The organism is Pseudomonas sp. FP1742 (genome assembly GCF_030687145.1).
Lineage (GTDB): Bacteria > Pseudomonadota > Gammaproteobacteria > Pseudomonadales > Pseudomonadaceae > Aquipseudomonas > Aquipseudomonas frederiksbergensis_D.
The window spans coordinates 6,578,317-6,591,277 of the sequence record NZ_CP117460.1 but is presented as its reverse complement, the minus strand read 5'-3'; the positions used below and the strand labels follow the sequence as shown (position 1 = coordinate 6,591,277).

General features: G+C 59.9%; 7 protein-coding genes. All 7 read right to left on the bottom strand.

Annotated features, from left to right (window positions below; translation table 11 throughout):
- Positions 1-44: 44 nt before the first annotated feature.
- The 7 genes from PSH64_RS29970 to aspA all read right to left on the bottom strand — a co-directional run bounded on the left by PSH64_RS29970 (position 45) and on the right by aspA (position 12,944).
- Positions 45-4,613 carry a dermonecrotic toxin domain-containing protein gene (locus PSH64_RS29970; protein ID WP_305481220.1) on the bottom strand — a complete coding sequence of 1,523 codons (4,569 nt, stop codon included), beginning with the start codon at positions 4,611-4,613 and terminating at the stop codon, positions 45-47.
- A 146-nt stretch (positions 4,614-4,759) separates the two neighbouring features.
- Positions 4,760-5,860 carry a polyamine ABC transporter substrate-binding protein gene (locus PSH64_RS29965; RefSeq protein ID WP_105342443.1) on the bottom strand — a complete coding sequence of 367 codons (1,101 nt, stop codon included), beginning with the start codon at positions 5,858-5,860 and terminating at the stop codon, positions 4,760-4,762.
- A gap of 11 nt (positions 5,861-5,871) precedes the next feature.
- The gene (locus PSH64_RS29960) at positions 5,872-6,903 is read right to left on the bottom strand and encodes a histone deacetylase family protein (protein ID WP_305479421.1); all 1,032 of its coding nucleotides are present in this window, start codon (positions 6,901-6,903) and stop codon (positions 5,872-5,874) included.
- A gap of 330 nt (positions 6,904-7,233) precedes the next feature.
- Entirely contained in the window at positions 7,234-8,226 is a 993-nt protein-coding gene (locus PSH64_RS29955; RefSeq protein WP_305479420.1) for an AraC family transcriptional regulator, read from the bottom strand.
- A gap of 212 nt (positions 8,227-8,438) precedes the next feature.
- Positions 8,439-9,443, bottom strand: a complete 1,005-nt coding sequence (locus PSH64_RS29950; RefSeq protein WP_105342436.1) for an asparaginase — start codon at positions 9,441-9,443, stop codon at positions 8,439-8,441.
- A 176-nt stretch (positions 9,444-9,619) separates the two neighbouring features.
- Positions 9,620-11,071, bottom strand: coding sequence for a sodium:alanine symporter family protein (locus PSH64_RS29945; protein WP_105342435.1), 1,452 nt, complete (start codon positions 11,069-11,071; stop codon positions 9,620-9,622).
- 448 nt (positions 11,072-11,519) lie between these two features.
- On the bottom strand, positions 11,520-12,944 hold the full coding sequence (gene aspA, locus PSH64_RS29940; protein ID WP_105342433.1) for an aspartate ammonia-lyase: 1,425 nt from the start codon (positions 12,942-12,944) through the stop codon (positions 11,520-11,522).
- Positions 12,945-12,961: the final 17 nt, after the last annotated feature.

Genomic DNA, 12,961 nt, shown 5'->3' with positions numbered 1-12,961 from the left:
AGACCCGCGCCAAGGCGGGTCTCGAGTTCATCCGGGGCCACAACTCACGATTCAGGCGCTGTCGACGTCTTCTTTGCGAAGAACAGCGCTTTAGCCAGTTGAGGACTGATCTCGCTGCGGTAGATCGAAATCGCCTGCAGATCGTCATTCGTACCACGCGCTCGGTGCGCGCCGCCCAAGCGCCTTTGTTGAGCGGTTTTCAGGTGCGCCGCCGTGAAGTTTTGCACAGGCGCCGCGGAGTCGCCGTAGTGGAAATGTGCGTACCACAAGACACTTTGGTCGGTGGCGTCACGAATCTCATATTCATCGAGGTAATCTTTTTTGCGGCTCTTGAGCAAACGTCGGCCCGGCATTTTGACCATGCTTACTTCGCCTTCCTCATGCAACCACTGGACGCGGCCCGCAGTTGGAGGCTGCAGCTTGGTCATGCTGACTCGAACCTGATGCCCTTTGCTGTAAAGCCTGGTGGCCTCGTCGTTGAGTTGTTTGGCCACCGTAACGGCGGATCCCGGGCCGCCATCGGTCGAATTGCTGGACGTCAGGGCTTCGTCGATAACGCTCGCTGCTTCATTCAGGCGATGGGCCTGCTGATGGAACATTTCCTCGATTTCCACGGGAATTCTTCGTAGCCCTTTTGAGTGGGCCTCTGTGCGCCGAATGAACGCATCCACACCGTCCAGCAATGTTTGCCCCAGGAGAATGCTGTTGGCCAGCGTGGGGGTGTTTGCGGTGGGTGAAACCGCTTTTGGGTTCACCCTTTCAACCCAGACGCCCGGGGACTTTTCATGAAAGGTCGTGATTTTGCCGGTCTGCGTTGATGTCACATCAAGCAATGCAGATCCCTTCATCCCCGGATCGCTGCGCATCTGGCCGACCACCGTGCCCCGAAAGCGGGTCTTGACGATGCGCTTGGCAGGAGCGTTTGGTGGCCGGGAAGGCCCGGGTTGCGGCTCAAGGCTCTGGCGCTCTCGCAGCAGGCTCGCCAAATGCGTCTCGGTTTGTTGCTGGAACACTTCTATACGTTGGCGCATCAGGTCGAGCGGTGGTTGCAGCAGCTGACCCGGGAACTCGCCCGGCAGATCGATGATGCGCTGGTTGATGGTGGTGAGTTGCTCGAGTAGATCACTCAGGCCGTCGATCCGCTCGGGCAAACGCAGGATGTCATCCTCAGTGACCAGATCAAGCGAAGACTGGATGGAGAGGGTGGCGTCTTCGACCAGGTCTTCGAGTGCCTCTCGTACCTCCTGGGTAGCGGTGGTACCGGCCTCGTTGACGCACAACTCTTGCGTCAGCGTGATCTGGAACAGTTTCAGATCCTGTAGCTTCAGCGCAGGTATGACTTTTTTGAAGTCACGTATCGTTTCGGCGCCACCTTTACCGAGAACGTTCAGTTGCTCGAAACGCGATTGCGCGAATTCGATTTTGTTGATGTAGGCCTCAATCAGATCGCTGGTGTCCTGGAAGGTCTGACGAGCAGCCTGTGCGTTTTCCGTGCTCTCGCCGTCGATAATGGCGAGGGTGAGGCGTCTCTGGTTCTCGTAGACCGGACCCTGCTGGGCGAACCACTTTTCCAGCCGCTCAAGCTGAAAACCCAGACGGCTTATCATCGCTGCGCGGTAATTTTCGATCTTCCCGCGAAATTGAAACTCTTTCATCTGCTCGATGTTGGTGCTGACCGAGGCCATTTGCATCTCGAGCATTTCAAGGTACAAGCGGCGCTGCGTGTCGGTGGCTGTCGAAGCCTGCGCTTTTGTCTGCACCTCCTTCAATTGCGTCTCCCAGCTTTTTTTCTCTATTTCAAACGCGTTCATCTGGGTTTTCAGTTCTATCTGACGTTCTGATGTTCGTTGCTCTCTCTGTTGTAATTTCTTGCCGCCACCCCTCAGTCTCAACCGCGTATCAATGAACCATTCGCCTTTGGCATTCTTGATCAGCAGCGGACCGGTGCGTGCGGGAGACTGGCGAGAGTCAATGATCTGCACGTCGCCGTTGTCGTTGAGCGTGGTTTCGAACCATCGCTGACCGACCTGCGCATACCACTTTCCATTGAGTGAACCGAGGTATTGGTGAGGTCCGGGCTCCGGGGCGCCGGCGGTCATGCCCTTGGGTTCGGTGATGGCCAGCTCATCGAGAAAAGTACCCAGGGAGGAGGCCGGGAGTGCCGCGACGGCATGCAGGGATGCTTCGTGGGTAGGCGGTAACCGGGTGAGGTCGGGCAGGCGTGTCACCGTCGGCTTTGGGGCTGGCCGGATCGCAGGTGTCTGGAGGGGGATTTCAGGCTGACCCAGCGGCCGGGTCGCCGGTTTATGACGAGATGCTGCCTGATGGGCGAGCACCATGCCGAGCGTCAACAGCAGATCGGTCAGGGCGGTCCAGCCACGATCACCGTCATCGTTTTCTACGGCATCGGTCACCTCCTGCAAATCGTCCATGATCTGCCAGATCCAGGCAGCGATGCCGATATTGCGTCCGAGGAAGGGCAGCGCGATGTTGAACAGCATCCAGGCGCCCTGCTTGAACGTTGCCCAGCGAGCTTGCGCATTGGACACTGATTGACGATCCGCCAGGCTGATCAGCGCGTTGGCGTTGGTTTTGAACAGCGTTGCCAACGGATCGTCATCCAGTGCGGTGGTGCCGAGTGTCACTGTACCCATCCTGGCCAGTACCGATGTGGGATCGACCAGCAATTGGGTCAGTGTCCAGACCGACGGCAGGTCACCTGAAAACACATACTGGGAATAGTTGAAGCGCACATCGTCAGGCAGCCAGGCCAGAACCGATTGGCGCAAGGCTTTGTCATGCTTGATTGCGTATAGCAGATTGGTTTCGTTCGGATATTGTGTCAGCGAGGGGGTGAGCAGTGGACGGTACAGCAGGCACGGTCCCTGATCGGGGTTCCGGGGGCCGATCACGAACATGTTGGTGACGACGTCGGCGGTAGTGTCCGTGCGATCGCCGGTCACGAAAGCCAGCGGACGAATGACGATGGGCTGTCCATTGACAACGCGATCGGCCGCGTTTTCCTGCATGGCCGCTACCACGTATTGATAGCCACGTTCGTTGATGCCTGCTTCGCCACGCATTTTGTGCTGCAGCGCCTGCAACGGTAGCTGAATGCGCAAGTGCCGGGTGTAGAGGTCTTGTCGTCGCAAGCTCTCCCGCGGATCGTCAAGCAGTTTGCCCTTGATCAACGCCGGGTACACCGCACCGATGTTTACCTGCGTAACGAGCTTTTCCAGATAGGCCGCGGTCATCCAGGACGGCACGGCATCGCCATTCTTGTATTGCACGGTCTTGTTGCCCAACGGAACGGCAATCAGGTTTTGTAACGCCAGTTCAGTCAGCGACAGCGTGACTGTCTGCATCTTGCCGGGCACCACGATGGTGCCCAGCACAACGGCGCTGGTGACGCTGATTTCAATGTCCTTCAGTGCCAGATCCGCTGCCGCGGGATGATCTTTGATCATTTGTTCGCGCAGGGCTTGCAGGGCAAACTCAGGCAGCGCTGCGATGCCCTCGTCGAAGGACTTTCCGGCGTCCTGTTCCCGCAGCAGCGCCAGATCCATCAAGTGCCGGCTGCAACGCGTAAGATCCGCAGGTGAAGCAGTCTTCAGCCAGCCTGACAATAAACCCCGAACCTTGTTGAAGCGCGACGAGGGCAAGGTTTCAAAGTCGGTGAAGCTTTTTGCGGCGGCACTGATTTGTGTTGAAAGCCCCACGGAGGACGCGGTCTGAAATGTCTGTAATGTCCCAATGGCCTCGGCTTCAAGCGCGATCAGTGCGCACGCCTGGTGATGGAAAAAATTCCCTTCGGGTTCATACAGACGCCACTGCAGGCTCTGCGTCGAACTGGACAGCGTTTCACCCAATGCCTCAAGAGATTCGTAGCGCTTGAACCCCTCTGCAATAGAGTGCGTCAGCACAAGGCTGCGAATGCCCGACGTACCCACGAGAACGGCGGTGTCCAGAACCCGCAGATGTTTGTTCACACCGTTTTCCACGTGATCGATGTCAATCAGGCAGGCCTTGCTCAGGTATCGGTCCTGAGGCCGTCGGGTCGCCCGATCCGGGTGATTGAACAGGGTGCGGGCCATCGCTTTCTGGTCCGCGTCCCAGTCTGTGGGAGGCGCGGTGTTCCAGAGGTCCTGCAATGACTGCGAAAGCTGATGCCAGCGTGGGGTCGAGGGTTTTGTTTCCTGGTTCCAGTAATCCAGTTGTTGTTGCTGATAGGCGATGAACAGCTGTGGAGCGAGCGTATTGATCAGGCGTCCTATCGCATCGATTTTCACCGGCAGGTGAGCCAGTGGCTCGACACCGGGTTGCAAGGTCAAAAAGTGTTCACCATCGATGAACGTCACAGCTGATCCCGACAGCCCGAGTCGCACCAGCACATCGGTAAGGGACTCATACAGGTTTTCACCCGGCACGACACTGTCGTCAGTGATAACCCACGTCGGGGTGACGACCGTGGCGAGCGTCGGATCGATCTTCAACGACGGATACAACTCGTTGAGCGCGGGCGCTAAAGCAGTCGCCGCGACCTCTCCGATCGAGGGGCCGGTGACCAGTTGGGTCAGTACATCTTCTGCACTCGGGGAAGCGGTTTCGGGCATGGTCGTCGTCTCCTGACTGGGGCGCAATTGATCGCGCAATGCTGATTCAGGGAACGGTATTGGCTCGGCCGACATGCCTGGTGGTATATAAATATCGCGTGTAAAAAAAGACCCGCGAGTGCGGGTCTTCGCTGTTCAGCCGGGTTTCAGGTCCCGGACTTGATCTTGGTCCAGGCCCGGGTCCGGGCACGTTCGGCATCGCGGGGCAGCGGTTGCAGGGTGTAGAGCGTGCCCATCGCCGTTTCGGTCGGGTACAGGTTCGGGTTGTTACGGATGGCCGGGTCGACCATTTCCGTGGCGTCCTTGTTCGGGTTCGGGTAGCCGACGAAATCGCTGACCGGTGCGATGACCTGGGGTTGCAGCAGGTAGTTGATGAAGGTGTAGGCGTCTTCCGGGTTTTTCGCGCCTTTGGGAATCGCGAGCATATCGAACCAGATCGGCGCGCCTTCTTTGGGCAGGCGCATGTCGACGATCACGCCGTTCTTGGCCTCCTTGGCGCGGTTGGCGGCCTGGGAGAAGCTGCCGGAGTAACCGACCGCGACGCAGATGTCACCGTTGGCGATGTCGGCCATGTACTTGGACGAGTGGAAGTAGGTGATGTACGGGCGGATCTTCATCAGCAGCGCTTCAGCCTTGGCATAGTCCGCAGGCTTTTTGCTGTTGGGGTCCAGGCCCAGGTGTTGCAAGGCCAGCGGCAGGATCTCCGAGGGTGAGTCGAGCAGGGCCACGCCGCACTGCTTGAGCTTGCTGATGTTCTCTTCCTTGAAGATCAGGTCCCAGCTATCCACGGGTGCGTTGTCGCCCAGCGCGGCTTTGACCTTGGCCGGGTTGAAGCCGATCAGGATGGTGCCGTACATGTAGGGCACGGCAAATTTGTTGCCTGGGTCGTTGGCTTCGATGAGCTTCATCAGCTTGGGATCGAGGTGGTTCCAGTTCGGCAGTTTGCTGCGGTCCAGCGGTTGGAATACGCCGGCTTCGATCTGCTTGGCGAGGAATACGTTGGACGGCACCACGACGTCGTAGCCGGAGTTGCCGGTCAGCAGCTTGGCTTCCAGCGCTTCGTTGGTGTCGAAAATGTCGTACACCAGTTTGGTCTGGATGTTCTGCGCCTTGAAATCGTCCAGCGCTTTGGGAGTGATGTAGTCGAACCAGTTGTACACCCGCAACGTACGTTCTTCTGCGTGAACGGCGCCACTGAGCAGCGTGGCGCATAGAGCTGGAGCGATAAGACGCTTGAGTCGATTCATTGTCTGATTCCTCATTGGGCGCTTTCAAAACCTTCGAGAACATTCACGGCATTGATGCCGATTTCAGCTACCGCGTAACCGCCTTCCATCACGAACAGCGTCGGCTTGCCGAGGCCCGCGATGCGCGCGCCCATCGCCAGGTAATCCGGGCTGTCGAGTTTGAATTGGGAGATGGGATCGTCCTTGAACGTATCGACGCCCAGGGATACGACAACGATGTCGGCGCCGTACGTTTCGATCTCTTTGCAGGCTTGTTCCAGCGCGGCGCTCCAACGGTCCCAAGCGCTGCCGGCGGGCAACGGGTAGTTGAAGTTGAAGCCTTCGCCTGCGCCTTCACCGTGTTCGTCTTCGTAGCCGAGGAAGAACGGAAACTCGGCTTCTGGATGACCGTGGATCGAGGTGAACAGCACATCGCTGCGTTCGTAGAAAATCGATTGAGTGCCGTTGCCGTGGTGGTAATCGACATCGAGGATCGCGACCTTTTTGTGGCCCTGATCGAGGAAGGCCTGGGCGGCGATGGCCGCATTGTTGAGGTAGCAGTAACCGCCCATCAAATCGCTGGCGGCATGGTGTCCCGGTGGACGGCACAGGGCGAAGGCGCTGCGGGCGCCGCGCTGGATCGCCGCTTGGGCCGTGAGGGCAACTTGTGCTGCGCTGTACGCCGCTTGCCAGGTGCCGGCGGTAATCGGGGCGCCGCCGTCGAAGCTGTAATAGCCGAGTTGACCGTGCAGGCTGGTGGGCATGATTCGGCGCAGGGTGCGGGCCGGCCAGGTGTAGGGCAGCAAGTCGCCGTCGGTATTGAATGCAGTCCAGCGCGCCCAGGCGCCTTTGAAGAAGTCGAGGTAGTCGCGGCTGTGGATGCGCGCGATCGGATCAAGGCCAAAGTCTTTCGGCACTTCAACCGGGCCGAGGTTCTGGTCCTTGACCCGTTGCAATACGTGATCGGCGCGCGAGGGCATTTCGAAGCAGGGCATCAGTTGCCCGTCCATCAATTCACAACGGCCGTGGTGCAGGTGGTGGTCGTCCGAGTAGATCGTCAGCATTGTTGTTCTCCGCAGGCTGATTCGGTTTGAACACAGTCTTGCGGCAGGCGACGTTTGGGAGAACGGCAGGAAAGGCCAAAAGGGGATCTATGTGGCCAAAACATTTGACCGAAATTCGCCCCTTAATGGCACGCCAGCGCCCTCTAATAATGCATCCGACCCCTGTAGAAGCGAGGCTTGCCCGCGACGCTTTTGGCGTTCTTGAGGATGCCTTCGCGAGCAAGCCCGCTCCCACAGTGGATTTTCGTCGGGTATCGATACTGTGTTCGCTGAAGGTCAAGTGTGGGAGCGGGCTTGCTCGCGAAGACGGCCTGAAGACCGCGGCAGGACTCAAGGGCGGAACTGGCTGGGCGCCACGCCACTCCAGCGCACAAACGCATGCCGGAAGCTTGCTGTCTCGCTGAATCCCAATGCTTCGGCGATCTGATAGATCGGCAGTTGATCCTCGCAGAGCATGCGTTTGGCCTGTTCGAATCGCAGTTCATCGAGCAGCTCCTGATAGCTGCATCCCAGGTCCTTCAGATGTCGGCGCAGGGTTCGCGCCGAGCAGTTCAACTGTTCGGCCAACCCGTCCAGGCCAGGCGCCGCGCTCAGTTGCGCGGCGAGCAATTGGCGGATGCGCCCGAGCCAGGCCTGACGCCCGGTGAACTCGGTGTTTTGCTTGCGGCAGCGTTCGGCCATGGCCTGGTGGGTGATGGCGTCGGCCAGCGGCAGGGGGTGTTCGAGCCAGCGCTTGTCGAAGGCAAATCCGTTGGATGCTGCATCGAACTGTAACGGGCAGTCGAAACGCTCGCTGTAGCGCGCCTGATAGTCCGGTGCCGGGTAATCGAAGCGAGCGCCAAGCAAAGGTAGAGGGTGGCCGAGCAGGTCTTCGCAGGTGACTTTCATCGAGACTAGGCAAAACTCGACATTGAACGGTGCCAGCGCGGGGTTTTCCCGATAGTCGCCAGCGGTGAGCCAGATGCGTTCGTGATCTTCCTCCAGGCTCAACTCGAACAGTGTTCCCAATAACGCCGGATAGCGCAGCGCCAACCGCAAGGCGTCACCTAAAGTGGCGCTGGTGAGTAAGGCGTACCCGAGCATGCCGTAGGAAGAAACGTGCATCCGTCGGCCCAGTTCCAGGCCGATATCACGCTTGAGCGCGACGGCGTTGATGCAGACCTGCATCTCCTGGTTGGTGGTGATACGCGTGTCCGCCCGGTTCAGATCCGCCGCGCTGATGCCGCTGCCGGCCAATAACGCCTCGCTGGACAAGCCTTCGGCCTTGAAGGTGTTGAGCACCAGGGAGACGGCGTTGAGGGTGGTGAGGTGGGAGTGGAGCATGGAGTCTTCCAGCGTCGAGATGCTGGAACGGGAGCAAGTTATGTGCCCAACAACGATCTTGTGAGAGCGGGCTGTGGCGAGGGGGCTTGCCCCCGTTTGAGTGCGTAGCACTCACAAGATCTTTGGTACATCAGAGATTTTGGGGCAGCTTCGCAGCCCAACGGGGGCAAGCCCCCTCGCCACAGACCGCTCCCACAGGGCAATGTGTTGTGTCAGATGAGTTCGCCGCACAGGTCGAGTTCGACCAGCCGCCGGACTTCAGCGGTTTCAAGGCCCGCACCCAGCAGGGCATGCAACTTGCCGAATGCCGCCTCGCGGGTCATGCCGCCACCGGACAACAGACCGGCGTCACGCAAGCGACTACCCGCCTCATACACGTCGAGCTTCACGCCACCTTCGTGGCATTGCGTGACCGCGACCACCACCACGCCGTTGTCTCGCGCCCGTTCCAGGCTGGCGATAAACCCGGGATTGTCGCTTGGCCCGGTGCCGCTTCCATAACATTCCAGCACCAGACCCTGGATACCACTGTTGAGCAAGCCATCCAGTTGCTCGGCGTCGATGCCGGGGAACAACGGCAGGACCGCGACCTTCGCCAGTTGCTTTGGCTGGTTGTAGTTCAGTTGTGCAGGTATCGAGGAAGCTTTCACGCCACCACTCTGGCGCACCAGCCGCTTGAACGGATGACGGCCGAAACTGCGAACCTTGGCGCAACGGGTCGGGTCGAGCAGTTCACCGTGGAAGTACAGATGAACACCCGGCGCGAGGCCTTGGCCAAGGGCAACCAACGCATCGCCAAGGTTTTCCCAGGCATCGCTGTCGGTCACGCCGGCCGGCAGCATGGAGCCGGTGAAACATACGCGGGCGTTCAGGCCGAGCAGCTGAAAGCTCATCGCCGCGGCGCTGTAAGCCAGGGTATCGGTGCCATGCAGGATCAACACGCTGTCGCAACCCTGGACATCGACCGCGTCGACCACCGCTTCACGCAATTGCTGCCAGTACGCAGGCGTCATGTTGGCGCTGTCGATCAGCGGCGACATCTCGCGAAAACGCCACTGCGGCACCACCAGCTCGGGCTGGCTGTGCAGGTAGTCGCGCATCCGTGCTTCAAAGCCGGACGCCGGGGCCAGGCCGTGGGCACTGGCTTGCATGCCGATGGTGCCACCGGTGTAGAGCACCATGACGTGCTGGGCGGCAGGAAAAGTCGAGGAATTCATGTGGGTTCTCCGAAAACTGTGGGAGCGGGCTTGCTCGCGAATGGCCGCGATGCGGTCTTGCAGGCTTGAACCCTGAACGGCAGCCTCATCAAGCTGCCACAGCGTAGGGCCGAGCATGACGCTGACCGAACGCTGTGTCACGCCGGGCGCAGGGGATGCGCCCGGTTTTTTACCGATCAGCGTTGCGCTGCGGTCACGCCTTCCGGCTGAGGCTGTGCCTGAGGTGCGGCGGCTGGCGGGTTGGCCGGCCAGGCTTTCAGGTCCAGGTCCAGATCCGGGAACTTGCTCGAATCGAACACCGGGGTCTTGATGCCGGCGGCACGCTGGTCATCGTAGTCACGCAGGATGCGCATGCCGACCTTGAACAGCAGGAACAGCGCGATCAGGTTGACGAACGCCAGCAGGGTCATGGTGATGTCGGCGAACGCGAACACCGTGCTCAGGTTCTCGATGGCACCCCAGAAGATCAACGCCAGTACCAGTGCGCGGTAGCCCATCAGCGCCTTGCGGTTTTCACCGACCAGGAAGCGCAGGCTGTTCTCGCCCAGGTAGTAGTTGTAGAGGATCGAGGTGAACACGAACAACGCCAGGGCCACGGAAATGAACATCCGGCCCCAGTCACCGACCACTGCGGCCAGGGAGTTCTGGGTCAGGGCAATGCCGTCGCCTTCGAAGCCCGGGGTGTAGAAGCCCGACAGCAGGATCAGCAGCGCGGTGCAGGTGCAGATCACGAAAGTGTCGAGGAACACGCTGAACGCCTGAACCACACCTTGCGCAACCGGATGCTCTACCGAGGCCACGGCGGCCACATTCGGCGCACTGCCCAGGCCCGCTTCGTTGGCGAACACGCCACGCTTGACGCCCATGACGATAGCGCTGCCGATCAGGCCGCCGAACGCCTGGTCCAGACCGAAGGCGCTTTTGACGATGGTCATCAACATGCCCGGAACATGGTCGAACTGCAGCACGATCACGTAGATGGTCACGCCGATGTACACCAGGGTTTTCACCGGTACCAGCAGGTCAGCGACCTTGGCGATCCGCTTGATACCACCGATGAACACCAGACCCAGCAATACCGCCAGGGCCAGCCCGGTGTACGTGGTGTCGAGGCCGAAGGCGTTGTTCAGCGAGTGGGTCACGGCGTGGGATTGCAGGCCGTTGAAGGCGAAGCCGAAGGTCACCAGCAGCAGCACGGCCATGACCATGCCCAGCCAGCGTTTCTGCAAGCCGTGCTGGATGTAGTAGGACGGGCCGCCACGGAACTGGCCTTCGGAGTCGCAGCGCTTGTAGAGCTGGCCGAGGGAGCACTCGAAGAAGCTGCTGGACATGCCGACCAGCGCAGTCACCCACATCCAGAACACCGCGCCGGGGCCACCGAGGGTCACGGCGATACCGACACCAGCGATGTTGCCCGCACCAACGCGGCCCGCGAGGCTGAGCATCAGGGCCTGGAACGAGCTGAGTTGGCCGGCGCTGCTGCGCAGACTGTCGCGGAACACCGCGAACATGTGGAAGAAGTGGCGCAATTGGACGAAACGCGAGCGGATCGTGAAGTAGCTACCGAGCCCGACAATGAGCGCGATCAGTACTTTCCCTGAGAGGAAGTCGTTGATGACTTCGAGCATGGATTATTCCTCGCTATTTTTTGTGTGTGCGAATACTGGATGGTCCGACACATCGCGTCACACCCGCCTTCGCGGGGTGCAACAGGTGGATCGAAGCTCGTTCCGGTTCCATATCGCGGGTTGTTATTAGTTCGGGTTTTCGCATGGGTTTGGGCCTCGTTACCGACGACCGCTCACGCGAAGAGGGCCGGCACTATACATAGGAGCGTGCCATCCGTCTGCACGGTTGTGGTGCAAGCGACGAAACGAAGCTTTAAAACACCTGACCTTTTTGGGGGACAGGCTCGTGTGGGAGAGAATCAGGCCACTTCCACAGAAGTCTTTTTTTACCTCTCATAACGTTAAAAAAAAGGGCTTGGAGAGCGATCTCCAAGCCCTCAAAAGGTGAGAGGTGTCTAGTCCCTCGACCTGGTGAGCGGGGCTCCTGGTGAGTAGAGCCAGCGTTTGGTCAAGCCTTCAGAGGCACCAGACGCGGAGCAATCATGTTTTCCGGGCGCAGGATGTCGGCGAGCATTTCTTCGTCGAGCAAGCGTTCCTCGCGCACCAGTTCCAGCACGCCGCGGCCGCTTTCGAGGGCAACACGGGCAATGCGGGTGGCGTTTTCATAGCCGATGTACGGGTTCAGCGCGGTGACCAGGCCAATCGAGTGTTCGACCAGTTCACGGCAACGCTCTTCGTTGGCGGTGATGCCGACGATGCAGTGCTCGCGCAGCATGTCCATGGCACGTTGCAGCAGGCGGATCGAGTCGAAGATCTTGAAGGCGATCAGCGGCTCCATCACGTTCAGCTGCAGCTGGCCGCCTTCGGCCGCGATGGTCAGGGCCAGGTCGTTGCCGATGATCTGGAACGCCACCTGGTTCACGGCTTCAGGGATAACCGGGTTGACCTTGCCTGGCATGATCGAGCTGCCTGGCTGACGTGCCGGCAGGTTGATTTCGTTGATGCCGGTGCGTGGGCCGCTGGACAGCAGACGCAGGTCGTTGCAGATCTTCGACAGCTTGACCGCGGTGCGCTTGAGCATGCCGGAGAACAGCACGAAGGCGCCCATGTCGGAAGTGGCTTCGATCAGGTCGGCGGCTGGAACCAGCGGTTGACCGCTGATCAGGGCCAGACGCTGAACGGCCAGGGCCTGGTAACGCGGGTCGGCGTTGATGCCGGTACCGATCGCGGTGCCGCCCAGGTTCACTTCGGTCAGCAGTTCAGGCGCCAGGGTTTTCAGGCGCGCGAGGTCTTCGCTCAGGGTGGTGGCGAAGGCGCGGAATTCCTGGCCCAGGGTCATTGGCACGGCGTCTTGCAGCTGGGTACGACCCATCTTCAGAACGTGGCTGAATTCTTCACCTTTGGCGGCGAACGACTGGATCAGGCTGTCGAGGCTGGCCAGCAGTGCGTCGTGGCCCAACAGCAGACCCAGACGGATGGCCGTCGGGTAGGCGTCGTTGGTCGACTGCGCCATGTTCACGTCGTTGTTCGGGTGCAGGTACTGGTATTCGCCCTTGCTGTGGCCCATGGCCTCCAGCGCGATGTTGGCGATGACTTCGTTGGCATTCATGTTGGTTGAAGTGCCAGCGCCGCCTTGAATCATGTCCACCACGAACTCTTCGTGGAAATCGCCGCGGATCAATCGGGCACAGGCTTCGCTGATGGCTGCGTGCTTGGCTTCGCTCAGGTGACCCAGCTCGCGGTTGGCGTCAGCGGCGGCCTGTTTGACCATCGCCAGACCAACAACCAGTTTCGGGTAATGCGAAATCGGAACGCCTGAGAGACGGAAGTTGTTCACCGCTCGCAGGGTCTGGATGCCGTAATACGCTTGAGCAGGTACTTCGAGTACGCCAAGCAGGTCTTTTTCTGTGCGGAAAGATGCAGCGGAAGACATGATAGAAATCATCTCGA